The sequence below is a fragment of the Pseudomonas sp. VA159-2 genome (genome assembly GCF_024126635.1).
In the GTDB taxonomy this organism is placed as follows: domain Bacteria; phylum Pseudomonadota; class Gammaproteobacteria; order Pseudomonadales; family Pseudomonadaceae; genus Aquipseudomonas; species Aquipseudomonas muyukensis.
The window spans coordinates 213,495-228,232 of sequence record NZ_JAMYBV010000001.1 but is presented as its reverse complement, the minus strand read 5'-3'; the positions used below and the strand labels follow the sequence as shown (position 1 = coordinate 228,232).

The following is a 14,738-nucleotide window of genomic DNA, read 5'->3' as shown; positions in this document are numbered from 1 at the left end:
ACGCCGCCATGCGCAACCTCAGCCTCACCCGCCAGTGCCTGGGCCTGGTGACCCGCATCGAATGCTCCATTCGTCCGCTGGCTGGCGACACTGGCCTGTGGACCTTGCTGTTCGCCGCCGGCATGGCCGGCGAACAACCCTCGGCCATCAAGGCCCAGGGCCCGTTCCATGGGCCGATGGTGGCCGAGTCGGTGATGAACGCCATTGTCGACAGCCTCACCCTGCATGGTTACCAGGTTGCCGAAGATCCGCAGATCTGGTGCCTGCACCTGCAGGCGCAACTGCGCCGGATCAACGGCGAGCGTTGCCGCAATCTGGGGGATTACCAGTTCCATCCGGAAACCTGATCATGTTGCTTGCTTTGCAGGAGCCAGCCTTGCTGGCGAACCTCTGCGGCCCCGGTTCGCCAGCAAGGCTGGCTCCTGCAGGTGTATCGCGAAACGACCCTAGGCTTTTGCTGACACAGGTGGCTGGCTATACTCGCCCTCGCTTTTCCAGTCACCTCATGAGTCCCTCACTGTCCATGGAACGTATCCTCGAAAACGCGATGTATGCCTCGCGCTGGCTGCTCGCCCCCATCTATTTCGGCCTCTCGCTGGGGCTGCTGGCATTGGCCCTGAAGTTCTTCCAGGAAATCATCCATGTCCTGCCCAACGTCTTCAACCTCGCCGAAGCCGACCTGATCCTGGTGATCCTGTCGCTGATCGACATGTCGCTGGTTGGCGGCCTGCTGGTGATGGTGATGATCTCCGGCTACGAGAACTTCGTCTCGCAGCTGGACATCGACGAGAGCAAGGAAAAGCTCAACTGGCTGGGCAAGATGGATTCCTCGTCGCTGAAGATGAAGGTCGCCGCCTCGATCGTGGCCATTTCCTCGATCCACCTGCTGCGGGTGTTCATGGATGCGCAGAACATTTCCACCGAGTACCTGATGTGGTACGTGATCATCCACATGACCTTCGTCATCTCGGCGTTCGTCATGGGTTACCTGGATCGCATCACCAAGCACTGATCCGTTTGCCCGGCGATCTTTCTGACCGGCGGCAGCTTGTGCTTTCGCCGTTGTCGTACAAAAAATGAGCACTCATGCGTGGTTTCCGCAGCGAGGTGCGCCATGAACCTGCATCAGCTCAACACCGAGGCCAGGGCTGGCCATGTCGACGAACTGAACCTGATCGCCATCGAAGGCGGCGATTACCTGCTCGAGGCCCGGGTCAAGGGCCGCGCCCAGCCCCTGGACGACACCCGTGGCCAGCGCCTGCGGGTGCATTCGGTGGAGGATGCGCGGCAGCTTCTGCAATCGCTTCCCTTGCTATCGATGAACCTGGTGCACTGGTCCGTGCAGGACGAGATGTGCGGCCTTGGCGTGCACCCGGAAGAAGACCTCAAGCTCCCGATTTCCCAGCGTTCGGCCTGGTAGCTGCTTCGCGCGGCGCCAGTGTGCTAGGCTGCTCGCCCTTTTCAACAAGGGCGCGGATGCAGTGCGCCCTTACGTGGAGCAAGCCAATGTCCGAACTCACCCTGTCCACCGACGAATCCCGCGTCAGCTACGGCATCGGCCGCCAGCTGGGCGGCCAGCTGCGTGACAACCCGCCACCGGGCGTCAACCTGAACGCCATCGTTGCCGGCCTGACCGACGCCTTCAATGGCGCCGACAGCCGCGTCAGCGAAGAAGACCTGTCGGCCGCCTTCAAGGTGATCCGCGAAGTGATGCAGGCCGAAGCCGCTGCCAAGGCCGAAGCCGCCGCTGCCGCCGGCAAGGAATTCCTGGTCGAGAACGCCAAGCGCGAAGGCATCGTCACCCTGGCCTCGGGCCTGCAGTACGAAGTGCTGAGCGCAGGCGAAGGCGCCAAGCCGTCCCGCGAAGACAACGTGCGGACCCACTACCACGGCACCCTGATCGACGGCACCGTGTTCGACAGCTCCTACGAGCGCGGCCAGCCTGCCGAATTCCCGGTCGGCGGCGTGATCGCCGGTTGGACCGAGGCCCTGCAGCTGATGAACGCCGGCAGCAAGTGGCGCCTGTACGTGCCGAGCGAGCTGGCCTACGGCGCCCAGGGCGTTGGTAGCATCCCGCCGCACAGCACCCTGGTGTTCGACGTCGAGCTGCTCGACGTTCTGTAATGCCCGTTCGCCGGCAAGCCGGCTCCTGCAGATCGCCCATGCGTCCCGTAGGAGCCGGCTTGCCGGCGAAGCTTCTTCAGTTCCAATCGGTTCCCCCCGGGCGCAATGCCCGCGCATAGCAGAACAGAAACAGATTGCGCACCAGCTCCTTGAGCACCCCCGGTTCACTGGAGTTGAGCCCCATCAGGTCCAGGTCGCCCTGGTCGCGCAGTTCGTCGAGCGCGTCTTCCTCGAGCACGGCACAGACCTCGCCGGTCTCGCGGTGCAGGATGCGCAGGTAGGGGTGGGGGCGGTCGAGCCAGGCGTCGATCAGATAAGTCATGGCTACTCTCCTTGGATAACGTTTCCAATGAGAATAATTCTTATTATCAAAATAGCAAGAGACTATTGGAAGATTTCTTCCCAAGGGTGCAGCCGATCCTGTTGCAGGATCTGTCAGGGCCGCCCGCTGGGCAGCCCCGAGGGGCAGGGGATCAGACCTTGCGCACGAATTCCGACTTCAGCTTCATCGCGCCGATGCCGTCGATCTTGCAGTCGATGTCGTGGTCGCCATCGCACAGGCGGATGTTCTTGACCTTGGTGCCGACCTTGACCACCAGGGACGAGCCCTTGACCTTGAGGTCCTTGATCACGGTGACGGTGTCGCCGTCCTGGAGGATGTTGCCGACCGAATCCTTCTTCACCACGTCGTCGCTGGCGGCTTCGGCTTCGCCGTTGGCCGACCACTCGTGGGCGCATTCGGGGCAGATCAGCTGGGTGCCATCCTCATAGGTGTATTCGGAGTTGCATTTGGGGCAGGGTGGCAGAGTGCTCACGGCTTTTCCTTTCAAGTACAGACGAACAAAGGCGCACATTGTATAAGGTTTTGCCTGGGAAATGTGCTTTGCCTGTGCAAAAGCATTCGCGGGTAAACCTGCTCCTACAGGCAGACCATGCTTTCAACAGCAGTGGAGTACCTGTAGGAGCGGGTTTACCCGCGAAGAAGGCGGCGCGATTCGTTCTAGTGCGTGCGTGCTACGGCAAATTCGCTCAGCTCGACCAGCGCATCCCGGTACTCGCTGGCCGGCAGCACTTCCAGGCAGGCGATGGCGCGGGCGACGTAGTCGCGGGCCATTTGCGCGGTGTAGTCCAGGGCGCCGGAGGCCTCGACGGCGACGCGGATCTGCTCGAGGTCCTCGAGGCCGCCTTTCTGGATGGCCTGGCGTACCAGCGCGGCTTGCTCGGCGGTGCCTTCGCGCATGGTGTAGATCAGCGGCAGGGTCGGCTTGCCTTCGGCCAGGTCGTCGCCGACGTTCTTGCCCAGGGTCTCGGAGTCGCCCTTGTAGTCCAGCAGGTCGTCGACCAGCTGGAAGGCCACGCCCAGGTGGTCGCCGAAGGTGCGCAGGGCCTCGCGCTGCTCGTCGCTGGCGCCGGCCAGCGCCGCGGCGCTGTGGGTCGAGGCCTCGAACAGCATCGCGGTCTTGCCGCGGATGACGTCCATGTACACCTCTTCGGTGGTGCTGGCGTCGCGTACCCGCGACAGCTGCAGCACTTCGCCCTCGGCGATCACCCGGGTGGCCTTGGAAAGGATCTGCATGACCGGCATCGAGCCCAGCTCGACCATCATCTCGAACGAGCGCGAGTACAGGAAGTCGCCCACCAGCACGCTCGGCGCGTTGCCCCACAGGGCGTTGGCGGTGGAGCGGCCACGGCGCATGCCGGACATGTCGACCACGTCGTCATGCAGCAGGGTGGCGGTGTGCAGGAACTCGATGGTCGCCGCCAGCAGGCGCAGGTCGTCGCCTTCGCGACCCAGGGCCTTGCCGCACAGCAGCACCAGCAGCGGGCGCAGGCGCTTGCCGCCGGCGGACGTGATATAGTCGCCGATCTTCGATACCAGCGGCACGCGCGAGGTCAGCTGCTTCTTGATGATCTCGTCGACGGCGCTGAAATCGTCAGCTACCGCGCGGTAGAAAGATTGGGGTTGCATCGGCTGCTCCATTGAGGTTGCGCGGCATGCTAGGTCGCGGGTACCGGTGTGTCAAGGCGCGCTGGCCGTGGCCCGGGGCCGGCACTTGCAAGCATTTCTTGGGTTGCGTACAATCGCGCACCCTAACTTTCCTGGGCAGCACCTGCCTTACGCAATTGCACCGGGCCGTTCCAGCCTTGTGCAGCCATGCCAGCCAATACTCATCATATAAAGCGCTGGGTGAGCAGGATTATCGGAGATTCAAAATGTCTTACGCAGTAATCGTTACCGGCGGCAAGCAGTACAAAGTCGCTGAAGGTGAATTCCTCAAGATCGAAAAACTGGAAGTCGCCACTGGCGAATCCGTGACCTTCGATCGCGTTCTGCTGGTCGCCAACGGTGAAGAAGTCACCATCGGTGCTCCAGTGGTTGCTGGCGCTAAAGTAGTGGCCGAAGTCGTTTCCCAAGGCCGCCACGACAAGGTTCGCATCATCAAGTTCCGTCGTCGTAAGCACCACATGAAGCGCATGGGCCACCGCCAGTGGTTCACCGAAATCAAAATCACCGGTATCCAGGCTTAATCGCCCCGATCCCCTGAATTTATTGGAGAATTGAACCATGGCTCACAAGAAGGCTGGTGGTAGTACTCGTAACGGTCGCGACTCAGAATCGAAACGCCTTGGCGTGAAGATGTATGGCGGCCAGGTTATCAAGCCAGGCAACATCATCGTCCGCCAGCGCGGCACCGAATTCCACGCCGGCTACGGTGTTGGCATGGGCAAGGACCACACCTTGTTCGCCAAGATCGAAGGCGTGATCAAGTTCGAGAAGAAAGGCGAGTTCATGCGCCGTTACGTGAGCATCGTCGCCGCTTAATCGCGACGTCGCTCCAGAAGCCCCGTCATGCGACGGGGCTTTTTCGTTTGTGGTGAGCCTCTTGCAAAGCTGTTTGAATGGGCTGCCGGCGTTGGTTTCTGGTTCGTACGGGGCCGCCGCGCTCATCTTTGCAAGAGCCTCAGGTTTTTCTGGTTTTCGACTCGTCACCCGACGAGAGGCGGTTTTGAATGAAGTTTGTAGACGAAGTATCGATCCGGGTAAAAGCCGGTGATGGCGGCAACGGTTGCATGAGCTTCCGCCGCGAGAAATTCATCGAGAACGGCGGCCCCAACGGCGGCGACGGTGGCGATGGCGGCTCGGTGTACATGGTGGCCGACGAGAACCTCAACACCCTCGTCGACTATCGCTACACCCGCCACCACGAAGCCCAGCGCGGCCAGAACGGCGGCAGCACCGACTGCACCGGCAAGAAGGGCGAGGACCTGTTCCTGCGCGTGCCGGTCGGCACCACCGTGATCGACGCCTCGACCCAGGAAGTCATCGGTGACCTGATCACCCCTGGCCAGAAGCTGATGGTCGCCCAGGGCGGCTGGCACGGCCTGGGCAACACCCGTTTCAAGTCGAGCACCAACCGTGCGCCGCGCCAGACCACCCCAGGCAAGCCGGGTGACCAGCGCGACCTGAAGATGGAAATGAAGGTCCTGGCCGACGTCGGCCTGCTGGGCCTGCCGAACGCCGGCAAGAGCACCTTCATTCGCTCGGTTTCTGCCGCCAAGCCGAAAGTCGCCGACTACCCGTTCACCACCCTGGTGCCGAACCTGGGCGTGGTCAGCGTCGACCGCTGGAAGAGCTTCGTCATCGCCGACATCCCCGGCCTGATCGAAGGCGCCTCCGAAGGCGCCGGCCTGGGTATCCGCTTCCTCAAGCACCTGGCCCGTACCCGCGTGCTGCTGCACCTGGTCGACCTGGCGCCGCTAGACGGCAGCAGCCCGGCCGATGCCGCCGAGATCATCATCAACGAGCTGGCGCAGTTCAGCCCGGCGCTGGTCGATCGTGAGCGCTGGCTGGTGCTGAACAAAGCCGACATGATCATGGACGACGAGAAGGACGCGCGCGTCAAGGAAGTGGTCGAGCGCCTGAACTGGGAAGGCCCGGTGTACGTGATCTCGGCCATCGCCAAGCAGGGCACCGAGCAGCTCAGCCACGACCTGATGCGTTACCTCGAGGACCGCGCCGACCGCCTGGCCAACGACCCGGCCTACGCCGCCGAGCTGGCCGAGCTGGACCAGCGCATCGAGGACGAGGCCCGTGCCCAGCTGCAGGCCCTGGACGACGCCCGCACCCTGCGCCGCACCGGCGTCAAGAGCGTGCACGACATCGGCGACGATGACGACTGGGATGATTTCGAGGACGACGAAGACGGCCCGGAAATCATTTACGTGCGCGACTGATCGGTTGCAGTACACTAAACGCCGCTCGTTCGGACGTTATGCACTTCACTTGATTTACCGGTGATGCTGCTGGGGCTGCCTTGCAGCCCTTTCGCGACACAAGGCCGCTCCCACTCTCTGACCTGTGGGAGCGGCCTTGTGTCGCGAAAGGGGCGCAAAGCGCCCCCAGTCGACCCACTGATTCCAAGTGAGCATAACGTCCGAACGAGCGGCGTTTTTGTATCCAAGGTATCTACAGATTCGACATAGGTTGGAAGAGAAGATGCGAAGCAAGGTGACGGGCGCCAAGCGCTGGGTCGTGAAGATCGGCAGCGCGCTGCTGACCGCCGATGGCAAGGGCCTCGACCGCGGCGCGATGGCGGTCTGGGTCGAGCAGATGGTGGCCCTGCGTGAAGCGGGCGTGGAACTGGTGCTGGTCTCCTCCGGGGCCGTCGCGGCGGGCATGAGCCAGCTGGGCTGGACCTCGCGACCGAGTGCGATGAACGAGCTGCAGGCCGCGGCCTCGATCGGCCAGATGCGCCTGGTGCAGGCCTGGGAGTCGAGCTTCGGCGAGCACGGCAAGCACACCGCGCAGATCCTCCTGACCCATGACGACCTCTCCGACCGCAAGCGCTACCTCAACGCCCGCAGCACCTTGCGCACCCTGGTCGACCTGGGCGTGGTGCCGGTGATCAACGAGAACGACACGGTAGTCACCGACGAGATCCGCTTCGGCGACAACGATACCCTGGCGGCGCTGGTGGCCAACCTGGTGGAGGCCGACCTGCTGGTGATCCTCACCGACCGCGACGGCATGTTCGACGCCGACCCGCGCAACAACCCCGAAGCCCAGCTGATCTACGAGGCCCGCGCCGACGACCCGGCGCTGGATGCCGTGGCCGGTGGCACCGGTGGCGCCCTGGGCCGTGGTGGCATGCAGACCAAGCTGCGCGCCGCGCGCCTGGCCGCCCGTTCCGGTGCCCACACCATCATCATCGGCGGACGCATCGAGCGCGTGCTGGATCGCCTGAAGGCTGGCGAGCGCCTGGGCACCCTGCTGTCGCCCGAGCGCGGCATGCTCGCCGCGCGCAAGCAGTGGCTGGCCGGGCACCTGCAAACCCGTGGCACCCTGGTGCTCGACGACGGCGCCGTGAAGGCGCTGCGCGAATCGCACAAGAGCCTGCTGCCGGTGGGCGTGAAAACCGTGCAGGGCAGCTTCCGTCGTGGCGAGATGGTGGTCTGCGTCGGCCCCGACGGCCTGGAAGTGGCCCGCGGCCTGGCCAACTACAGCGCCCTGGAGGCGCAGAAGATCATCGGCCAGCCGTCCGACGCCATCGAGGGCCTGCTGGGCTACAGCGCCGAGCCTGAGCTGGTGCACCGCGACAACCTGGTGTTGGTCTGAAGGAGATGCAAGTGTTTAAAGGATTGATTGCCGCCGCCGCGCTGGCGCTGCCGATGCTGGCCGGGGCCGAGGAGATCGGCCAGGTGTCCACCGTGTTCAAGTTCGTCGGGCCGAATGACCGTATCGTCGTCGAGGCGTTCGACGACCCGAAGGTCGATGGCGTGACCTGCTACCTGTCGCGGGCCAAGACCGGTGGCTTGAAAGGGGGCTTGGGCTTGGCCGAGGACCGTGCCGAGGCGTCGATCGCCTGCCGTCAGGTCGGGCCGATCCACTTCAAGGGTGAGCTCAAGGATGGCGAGGAGGTGTTCAAGGAGCGCACCTCGCTGGTGTTCAAGACCATGCAGGTGGTGCGTTTTCTCGACAAGAAGCGCAATACCCTGGTGTATCTGGTGTATAGCGACCGCATGATCGAAGGCAGCCCGCAGAATGCGGTGACTGCGATTCCGATCCTGCCATGGGCTCACTGATAGCCTGGTAGATCGCCGGGAGGCCTTTGGCCTCCTTTCGCGACACAAGGCCGCTCCTACAAGGGGTACGCATAAACCCTGTAGGAGCGGCCTTGTGTCGCGATAGGGCCGCAACGCGGCCCCAGTACACAGGTGTCAGGCCAGTTCCTCGGCCTCATCCTCGCGCACGATGGCTTTGACCTCGTCGCGACGGCTGATGTACTTCCAGTCCGCCTCGTCGATGTAGATGCCGTTCGGCCCGCTACCGCCTTCCAGGTCAATCGCCACCCGTGCCGACACCTGCGGCTTCACGCTCGCCAGAATCGGCACGAAGCCCAGCTGCTGGCTGGTCTCGAGCAACGCGGCCTGGTTGCGTTCGTCGATGTCCGCCGCCTCGTCCAGGTAGTAAGGCAGGCGAATGCGCCCGGCCAGGTCGCGGTCCATCAGGTGCAGCAACAGGTACATGTTGGTCAGCGCCTTGATGGTCATGGTGGTGCCGTTGGACGCCGCGCCGTCGATGTCGGCATGGATCACCGGCTGGCCGTTGATCTTGGTGATCTCGAAGGCCAGTTCGAACAGGTCCTTCAGGCCCAGCTGGTTGTGGTTGGCCGCCACCAGCCGCGCCAGGTACTCCTTGGCCTCTTCGTTCTTGTGATCCTGCTCGGCGCTTTGCGTGAGGTCGAACACCGAAAGCGTTTCGCCTTCCTCGTACTGGCCGGCGCTGTGGATGATCTGGTCGATGTGCTTGAGCGCTTCCTTGTTCGGCGCCAGCACCACGCGGAAGCTCTCCAGGTTGGACACCTGGCGCTTGTTGATCTCGCGGTTGAACAGGGCCAGCTGGTGCTCGAGGCTGTCGTAGTCGCTGCGGATGTTGCGCAGGGTCCGGGCGATGTCGGTGACCGCCGCGCGGCGGGCCTTGGCCAGGGTCAGCGCTTCCTCGGTGCGGTGCGAGTAGGCGTTGATCAGCAGTTGCAGGCGGCGCTCCATGTCGTCTTCGCTGTCGAACTTGGCCACGCCTTTCAGGCGCACCTGGGCGTACAGCGCCTCGATCTGGTTGTCCACGCGCTGCAAGGCCTGCCAGCTGTCCTGGTAGTCGTTGAGCAGGGGCAGCAGGTTGTCCATGGAGTCATCGATGGCTTCCATGAACGGCGTGCCGAACGGCAGGTCGGCCGGCAGCAGCTGGCGACGACGCAGGGCGTCTTCCAGGGTGCGCTGCTTGGCTTCCAGGTCGGCGATTTGCCGGCCCACCAGTTGCAGCTTGGCCGACAGCTGCTGGACGCGCTCGGTGAAGGCGTCGCTGGAGCGCTTGAGCTCGTCCTGGGCGGCTTCCAGCTGGCCCAGTTGCTCCAGCTTCTCCGGCTCTTCGGCGCTGAGGGTCTCGGTGCGGCGGTAGTCTTCCAGGGCCTTCTGCGCATCCAGCACCTGCTGGTACAGGGCTTCGGTCTGGGCCTTGCTGGCGGCGCGGTCGAGGGCCACGGCCTGCTGGGTCTTGAGCTGCTTGAGCTCCTTTTCCAGGCGCTCTTTCTGGTCGCGCAGGGCGGCGCGGTCAGCCAGCGCCTGCAGTGCGGGCGGGTCGATGTGCGAGATGTCGATGGACAGGCCCGGCACTTCGAAGCGTTCGCCCTTGAAGCGATCGAGCACGCCTTCGAGGGTTTTCACCCAGACATCGCTGTCGTCCAGCTCGATGCCGCGCTCACCCAGCGGCAGGCTGAACAGCGCGCCGTTGAACAGGCGCATCAGGCGGTCGACGTCCTGCTGCGAGAACTCCTCGCGCAGGCGCGCATAGCTGTTGTTGTCGGCGTGGTCGAGCTGCTGCTTGACCGCCTTGACGCGTTTCTCGAGGTCGCGCACGCGCTCGTCGAGGTCTTCTGCCGAGAACTGCCGCGACTGGGCCAGGGCGCCGGCCAGTTCGTCGTGGGCGTCCTTGGCCGCCAGCAGCTGCTGCTCCAGGACCTTGACGTCGTCGACCAGGGCGAAGCGGTGCTTGAGCACTGACAGCTCGCCCAGCCAGCGCTGGATGCCGGTGATTTCCCGCTCCAGGCGCATCAGCTCCTGGGTGCCGCCGCGCTGGTCGTTCTGCAGGCGGTCCTGCTCGCCACGGTAGTGCTCGGCCTGGATGGTCAGTTCTTCCTTGCGCGCCATGGCGTATTCCTGCCAAGTGCCCAGCAGGTTGTCGAGCAATGGCGAGATGCGGTGCAGCTTGCCGCGCAGGATGTCGCGCTGGGCCACGCCGCCGGCCAGGGCCTCGACCAGCGGGCCTGCGGCCACCAGGGCGTTGTAGTCGCCCTCCATGCGGCGCACGTCGCGGAAGGCCTCTTCACAGGCGGCGATGTAGTCGACGCTGCCCGAGCGCAGGCTGTGCTCGAAGGCGTCGAGGAACAGCTGCTTGAGCTTGGCGGCGGTGATCTCGCGCATGTGCAGCAGGTTGATGAACAGCGCGCGGAAGGTCTTCAGGCTCTGCTCGCTGGTCGAGCGCAGCGGGATCAGGGTCAGGTCCAGCGGCACCGAGGTGTGGCCACCGACCAGCAGCCGGCGCAGTTCGTCCGGCTTGAGCTCGTAGGCTTTAAGGCCATGACGCTCGAGGTTGGTGAACAGCTCCTTCTGGCGCAGGCAGGTGTCGTCTTTTTGGTAGTGGGCCAGGTCCAGCTCGCCTTGGTAGGCGAAGAACTGGTGGCCGAAGCCGCCACCTGGGCCGCGGCCGACCACGCCGATCACGTGGGGGCCGTGGGGCAGGTTCAGTTCGCAGAGGATGTAGCTGGTGTCGCTGGCGAAGTAGAAGCGCCGCGACTGCTCCAGGCTGTACTTGCCGAAGCTCATGTCGGACATGCGCGCCAGGATCGGGAACTGCAGGGCGTTGATCGACGCCGATTTACCCAGGTTGTTGGCGCCATAGACCGACAGCGGGTGTTCCAGGGGGAACAGGCCCAGGCTGTAGCCGGCGGTGTTGAGCAGTGCGAAGCGGCGGATGCCGTAGCGTTCCTGGCTCATGCGTCAATCTCCTGTTGCTCTTCGCGGATCGCCCGGGCCAGGGCATCCTCTTCGCTTTCCTCACCAGCAAACGGCGTGAGGTCGAGCGGGTCGTCGGTGCGGTTGAGTTCTTCGGGCGTCTCTTCCACCACCAGCACCGGCACCGGCAGCGGCAGGTCGCTGTGCAGGGTGGCGGCCAGGTCGCGGTCCTGCTGCACCGACAGGCACACGTCGAGGAAACGGTGCATCGGTGGCAGGAAGCGGTAGATGCCGCCTTCCTCGTGGGCGAAGCCGAGCTGGGTCATGCGTCGCAGGATCTTTTCTTCCAGCTCCTCGACGGTCTGCACCTCGGCCTGCAGGAACAGGTCGCGGTACTTGTCCAGCAGCGAAGGCAGCTCGTCGCGGCCGATGCTGCCGCCATCGAGCACCACCATCGGGTCGCGGCCCTGGTCGGCAAGGTGCTCGACCAGGATGAAGGTGAACAGCGACAGGCGCTGGGCGGTCTTGTTCACCTGCGCGGCGGCCTGCTCGGGGACGAAGTAGTAGAAGCCGCGGGTGTCGCACACCAGCTCGAAGCCCAGGGCCTTGAACAGGGTGCGGTACTGGTCCTGGAAGTTCGACAGCTGGGCGTATAGCTCCGGGTCGCGGCGGCTGACGTGGAAGCCCTTGAACAGCTCGCGGAAGATCGGCGCGAGCTGGGACAGTTCGGAAAGATCAAGATGCATGGGTGGGGCTCGCGGTGGATTCGGTCGTGGTGGCCGGCGGGTTTGCGCGGCTGGACGTCAGGGCGAAGGAGCGCAGGCTGACCAGGTGTTCGCGGGTGGTGTATTGCTGGCGGTCGAGGCGCTGGCGGCTGAAGCGCTTTTCTCGCGACAGGCGCGAGAACCAGTACAGCAGCTCGTCGGTGGCGCCCTCGGGCTCCTGCTCCAGCAGCCAGACCATCAGGTCCGGCAGCGGCAGGGCGTCTTCGCAGCGCTCGAGCATTTCCTTGACCGTGCGCGGCGCGCGCGGGATCGGGCCCTTGTGGGTCTTGTGCGCCTTGGGGAAGCGCGCCGGCTTGGGCTCGAAGCGGGCCAGGGCGTAGACGTAGGCCTCGACCTGGCTGGCGCTGCCGAGGAAGGTGCTTTGTGGGCGGGTGAACATCGGCATGGCCGCTTGCGGCACGGCGTCGATGCCTTTCTTGCGAATCACCGACAGGGCCAGCGCGGCGCCGCGGGTCACCGCGTTGTGCCGGCGGGCTTCCTCGCGCAGCGGCAGCAGCAGCTCGCGGGCATGGCGCAGGGTCAGCTGGGCGCTGGTCTGCATTTCGAGGATCCGCGCGTGGGTACGCAGCAGCATGTCGTCGTCGACCAGGTGGCCCAGGCGCGCCTGCTCGCCCAGCAGGCGCAGCAGCACGGTCTCGACCTTGCGCACGCCCTGTTCGAACGCACCGTCGGCGTTGACCAGCTGGATCATCGGTTCGACGTATTCGTCCCAGGTCGCCAAAACCTCGGCGTAGCGCTGGCGCAGGGGGATCTGCCGGTTGCTGGTCTTGGCCCGCTCGGCCACGGCCTGCAGGGCCTGCTCGTCGTTGTCGAGCTTCTTCAGCACGTCGCGCACGCGCATGTCGAGCAGGCGCAGCTGGCGCGCCAGGTCGTCGCTGTCGCGGTTGTCGAAGGCATCCTGGATATGCCCGGCCAGGCGTTCCAGGTGGCGCAGGTAGGCCTCGATCTCCAGGCACAGGCCCAGGCGGTGCTCACGGCGCAGGTAGGCGAGGAAGTCGTGGATCTGCGCGTTGAGCTCGAAGCGGTTCGGGCTCTTGGCCACCGGGACCAGGATGTCCAGGCGGATCCATACGTCGAGCAGCTGGGTGATGTCCTGCGGGGTGCTTTCCACCTGCTGGCGGGCCAGCTGCTGGCGCAGCTCGACCAGGCTCAGGGTGCCCTGGTCGAAGCGCTCGCACAGCGGCTCGATCAAGGCCCAGTGTTCGGCTAGGGCGCGCAGGACGCGCTTGGGTTCGATCATTGGCGGGTCGACTCGTTGCCAAATAAAAGGGGCGATTGTACTGCATCCAGGGGGGAGGATTTCACCCCTTGGTCTGTTATGGGGATAACCCTGAGGCTTCAGGGGGGATTCACTGGCTGGTCACGGGGCCGTGGGAGCGGGCTTGCCCCGCGATGGCCGACAATCTGTTGCGGCGCATCCTGGGCAACGGCGTTAGAATGCCCGCCTGATTTCGTCCACCGGATACCCGTGCCTTGCTGATCGAGTCCCGCCGCCGCGCCTACCTGTCCGCCATGCAAGTGGTGCACTGGCTGCCGCGCGCCGAACTGCCGTTCGCCGCCCCGTCGCGGCCGGAGCTGCTGTTGCCGGTGGCGCCGGTCGAGGGCGTCGACTTCGAGGTGCGCCCGGCCGCTCCCGCGCCTGCGCCGAGCGCCACCCCGGCGGCCCCTCAGGCGCGTGCCGAGCGGCCGAAGATCGAGATCCCGCGCCCGGGCAGCGCGCCGAAACCGGCCGCCAAGCCGGTCGAGGCCGAGCAGGAGGCCCCCGCGCCACGCCCGGCGCCGGTACCGCCACCACGCTTCGCCCTGCAGTTACTGCGGGCCGGCAGTTGCCTGCTGCTGGTCGAGCTGGCCACCGGCCAGCCGTTCCAGAGCCGCGACCCGTCCTACCTGCTGCTCAAGGACATGCTGCGCGCCGCCGGCCTGCCGGACGCGCCGCAGATCATCGGCGAGCCGGTGCGCTGGCCACTGCTGGTGCGCGGCAACATGGACCAGGGGCCCGAGGCCGCCCGCGATTTCGTCCAGGGCTTTATCGCCGCGCGCCTGGAGGAAGCCCCCTGCACCTGCCTGTGGCTGATCGGCCTGCCGGCCATGCGCTACGCCGGCCAGGCCGAGGCCGAGGCCTATTACCAAGAACTCAAGGTCGAGCTGCTCGGCGATGCCTGGGCCTTGCCCGGCCTTGAACTGTTGATGGACGAGCCGCAGCGCAAGGCGGACGTCTGGAAAGCCATGCGCCAGCTGATGGCGCGCTGGAAGCGCGTTGAATGAGTGACTCGATCAGTTTCCGCCCGGCGACCGAGGCGGATCTGGATGCCCTGCTTAAAATCGAATACGCCGCGTTCAGTCATCCCTGGACCCGCGGTATCTTCCAGGACGCCTTGAAGTCCTACGAAGTGTGGTTGATGTTCGACGGCCAGCAGCAGGTTGGCCATGGCGTGATCAACGTGATCATCGACGAGGCGCACCTGCTCAATATCACCGTCAAGCCTGAGAACCAGGGGCGCGGGCTGGGCTTGCGGCTGCTCGAGCACCTGATGGCGCGGGCCTACCAGCTCAATGGCCGGGAGTGCTTCCTCGAAGTGCGGGCCAGCAACCAGTCGGCTTATCGCCTGTACGAGCGCTATGGCTTCAACGAGATTGGCCGGCGCCGCGACTACTACCCGCTGGCGGGTGGGCGCGAGGATGCGCTGGTGATGGCCTGCACGTTGCTCGAAGACTGAGCAGCGTTCTCTGTATTTGAAGGGCTCTTTCCCGCCGTGGCATCACCGTGCCACGGTGGGAGCGGCCTTGTGTCGCGAAAGGGCTGCGTAGCGGCCCCAGGAT

The 14,738-nt window shown here is 64.9% G+C and carries 17 protein-coding genes; 11 read left to right on the top strand and 6 right to left on the bottom strand.

The annotated features are described in order from the left end of the window. Positions 1 to 8 precede the first annotated feature (8 nt). From NJG22_RS01000 to NJG22_RS00985, 4 genes are all read left to right on the top strand, one after another. On the top strand, positions 9 to 347 hold the full coding sequence (locus NJG22_RS01000) for a hypothetical protein (RefSeq protein ID WP_253091823.1): 339 nt from the start codon (positions 9 to 11) through the stop codon (positions 345 to 347). A gap of 176 nt (positions 348 to 523) precedes the next feature. Continuing rightward, entirely contained in the window at positions 524 to 1,012 is a 489-nt protein-coding gene (locus NJG22_RS00995; RefSeq protein WP_253091822.1) for a TIGR00645 family protein, read from the top strand. A 102-nt stretch (positions 1,013 to 1,114) separates the two neighbouring features. Then, positions 1,115 to 1,420, top strand: a complete 306-nt coding sequence (locus NJG22_RS00990) for a DUF6482 family protein (RefSeq protein ID WP_253091820.1) — start codon at positions 1,115 to 1,117, stop codon at positions 1,418 to 1,420. 86 nt (positions 1,421 to 1,506) lie between these two features. Next, the gene (locus tag NJG22_RS00985) at positions 1,507 to 2,124 is read left to right on the top strand and encodes an FKBP-type peptidyl-prolyl cis-trans isomerase (RefSeq protein ID WP_253091818.1); all 618 of its coding nucleotides are present in this window, start codon (positions 1,507 to 1,509) and stop codon (positions 2,122 to 2,124) included. Between the two features lie 76 nt (positions 2,125 to 2,200). Here NJG22_RS00985 and NJG22_RS00980 read toward each other — a convergent pair whose 3' ends face one another. The 3 genes from NJG22_RS00980 to NJG22_RS00970 all read right to left on the bottom strand — a co-directional run bounded on the left by NJG22_RS00980 (position 2,201) and on the right by NJG22_RS00970 (position 4,093). Beyond that, positions 2,201 to 2,446 carry a hypothetical protein gene (locus tag NJG22_RS00980; RefSeq protein ID WP_038707330.1) on the bottom strand — a complete coding sequence of 82 codons (246 nt, stop codon included), beginning with the start codon at positions 2,444 to 2,446 and terminating at the stop codon, positions 2,201 to 2,203. A 151-nt stretch (positions 2,447 to 2,597) separates the two neighbouring features. Beyond that, positions 2,598 to 2,939, bottom strand: coding sequence for a zinc ribbon domain-containing protein YjdM (locus NJG22_RS00975; RefSeq protein ID WP_134693613.1), 342 nt, complete (start codon positions 2,937 to 2,939; stop codon positions 2,598 to 2,600). Between the two features lie 185 nt (positions 2,940 to 3,124). Then, on the bottom strand, positions 3,125 to 4,093 hold the full coding sequence (locus tag NJG22_RS00970; RefSeq protein WP_217850312.1) for a polyprenyl synthetase family protein: 969 nt from the start codon (positions 4,091 to 4,093) through the stop codon (positions 3,125 to 3,127). A gap of 245 nt (positions 4,094 to 4,338) precedes the next feature. Between NJG22_RS00970 and rplU the strand changes: the two genes are divergently transcribed. The 5 genes from rplU to NJG22_RS00945 all read left to right on the top strand — a co-directional run bounded on the left by rplU (position 4,339) and on the right by NJG22_RS00945 (position 8,208). Beyond that, on the top strand, positions 4,339 to 4,653 hold the full coding sequence (gene rplU / locus NJG22_RS00965; RefSeq protein ID WP_003247466.1) for a 50S ribosomal protein L21: 315 nt from the start codon (positions 4,339 to 4,341) through the stop codon (positions 4,651 to 4,653). Positions 4,654 to 4,690: 37 nt separating this feature from the next. Then, positions 4,691 to 4,948 carry a 50S ribosomal protein L27 gene (gene rpmA / locus NJG22_RS00960; protein ID WP_003247464.1) on the top strand — a complete coding sequence of 86 codons (258 nt, stop codon included), beginning with the start codon at positions 4,691 to 4,693 and terminating at the stop codon, positions 4,946 to 4,948. Between the two features lie 188 nt (positions 4,949 to 5,136). After that, on the top strand, positions 5,137 to 6,360 hold the full coding sequence (gene cgtA, locus NJG22_RS00955; protein WP_253091816.1) for an Obg family GTPase CgtA: 1,224 nt from the start codon (positions 5,137 to 5,139) through the stop codon (positions 6,358 to 6,360). A 262-nt stretch (positions 6,361 to 6,622) separates the two neighbouring features. Further along, a complete protein-coding gene (gene proB / locus NJG22_RS00950) occupies positions 6,623 to 7,741 on the top strand; it encodes a glutamate 5-kinase (RefSeq protein ID WP_253091814.1) in 1,119 nt (372 codons plus the stop codon). A gap of 5 nt (positions 7,742 to 7,746) precedes the next feature. After that, positions 7,747 to 8,208 carry a CreA family protein gene (locus NJG22_RS00945; RefSeq protein WP_253091812.1) on the top strand — a complete coding sequence of 154 codons (462 nt, stop codon included), beginning with the start codon at positions 7,747 to 7,749 and terminating at the stop codon, positions 8,206 to 8,208. Positions 8,209 to 8,343: 135 nt separating this feature from the next. On the opposite strand, the gene mksF is transcribed toward NJG22_RS00945, so the two are convergent. From mksF to mksB, 3 genes are read right to left on the bottom strand one after another with little or no spacing between them, the layout of a single operon-like run. After that, a complete protein-coding gene (mksF, locus tag NJG22_RS00940; protein ID WP_253091810.1) occupies positions 8,344 to 11,175 on the bottom strand; it encodes an Mks condensin complex protein MksF in 2,832 nt (943 codons plus the stop codon). Next, positions 11,172 to 11,879 (bottom strand): Mks condensin complex protein MksE, encoded by a 708-nt coding sequence (mksE, locus tag NJG22_RS00935; RefSeq protein WP_217850305.1) that lies wholly within the window; start codon positions 11,877 to 11,879, stop codon positions 11,172 to 11,174. Before mksE ends, mksF begins: the two co-directional genes overlap by 4 nt. Continuing rightward, on the bottom strand, positions 11,869 to 13,158 hold the full coding sequence (gene mksB, locus NJG22_RS00930; protein ID WP_217850297.1) for an Mks condensin complex protein MksB: 1,290 nt from the start codon (positions 13,156 to 13,158) through the stop codon (positions 11,869 to 11,871). Before mksB ends, mksE begins: the two co-directional genes overlap by 11 nt. A 233-nt stretch (positions 13,159 to 13,391) precedes the next feature. Between mksB and NJG22_RS00925 the strand changes: the two genes are divergently transcribed. Together NJG22_RS00925 and rimI are read left to right on the top strand one after the other, a co-directional pair. Further along, a complete protein-coding gene (locus NJG22_RS00925) occupies positions 13,392 to 14,183 on the top strand; it encodes an energy transducer TonB (RefSeq protein WP_253091808.1) in 792 nt (263 codons plus the stop codon). Beyond that, positions 14,180 to 14,635 carry a ribosomal protein S18-alanine N-acetyltransferase gene (rimI, locus tag NJG22_RS00920; protein ID WP_253091806.1) on the top strand — a complete coding sequence of 152 codons (456 nt, stop codon included), beginning with the start codon at positions 14,180 to 14,182 and terminating at the stop codon, positions 14,633 to 14,635. Before NJG22_RS00925 ends, rimI begins: the two co-directional genes overlap by 4 nt. Positions 14,636 to 14,738 lie beyond the last annotated feature (103 nt).

What these genes read in the sequence shown, in the direction of transcription:
- rpmA (WP_003247464.1), top strand. Translation starts at nt 4,691, where the DNA reads ATGGCTCACAAGAAGGCTGGTGGTAGTACTCGTAACGGTCGCGACTCA.
- rplU (WP_003247466.1), top strand. Translation starts at nt 4,339, where the DNA reads ATGTCTTACGCAGTAATCGTTACCGGCGGCAAGCAGTACAAAGTCGCT.
- NJG22_RS00945 (WP_253091812.1), top strand. Translation starts at nt 7,747, where the DNA reads ATGCAAGTGTTTAAAGGATTGATTGCCGCCGCCGCGCTGGCGCTGCCG.
- mksB (WP_217850297.1), bottom strand. Translation starts at nt 13,158, where the DNA reads ATGATCGAACCCAAGCGCGTCCTGCGCGCCCTAGCCGAACACTGGGCC.
- rimI (WP_253091806.1), top strand. Translation starts at nt 14,180, where the DNA reads ATGAGTGACTCGATCAGTTTCCGCCCGGCGACCGAGGCGGATCTGGAT.
- mksE (WP_217850305.1), bottom strand. Translation starts at nt 11,879, where the DNA reads ATGCATCTTGATCTTTCCGAACTGTCCCAGCTCGCGCCGATCTTCCGC.
- NJG22_RS00970 (WP_217850312.1), bottom strand. Translation starts at nt 4,093, where the DNA reads ATGCAACCCCAATCTTTCTACCGCGCGGTAGCTGACGATTTCAGCGCC.
- proB (WP_253091814.1), top strand. Translation starts at nt 6,623, where the DNA reads ATGCGAAGCAAGGTGACGGGCGCCAAGCGCTGGGTCGTGAAGATCGGC.
- cgtA (WP_253091816.1), top strand. Translation starts at nt 5,137, where the DNA reads ATGAAGTTTGTAGACGAAGTATCGATCCGGGTAAAAGCCGGTGATGGC.
- NJG22_RS00985 (WP_253091818.1), top strand. Translation starts at nt 1,507, where the DNA reads ATGTCCGAACTCACCCTGTCCACCGACGAATCCCGCGTCAGCTACGGC.
- NJG22_RS00980 (WP_038707330.1), bottom strand. Translation starts at nt 2,446, where the DNA reads ATGACTTATCTGATCGACGCCTGGCTCGACCGCCCCCACCCCTACCTG.
- NJG22_RS00995 (WP_253091822.1), top strand. Translation starts at nt 524, where the DNA reads ATGGAACGTATCCTCGAAAACGCGATGTATGCCTCGCGCTGGCTGCTC.
- NJG22_RS01000 (WP_253091823.1), top strand. Translation starts at nt 9, where the DNA reads ATGCGCAACCTCAGCCTCACCCGCCAGTGCCTGGGCCTGGTGACCCGC.
- mksF (WP_253091810.1), bottom strand. Translation starts at nt 11,175, where the DNA reads ATGAGCCAGGAACGCTACGGCATCCGCCGCTTCGCACTGCTCAACACC.
- NJG22_RS00990 (WP_253091820.1), top strand. Translation starts at nt 1,115, where the DNA reads ATGAACCTGCATCAGCTCAACACCGAGGCCAGGGCTGGCCATGTCGAC.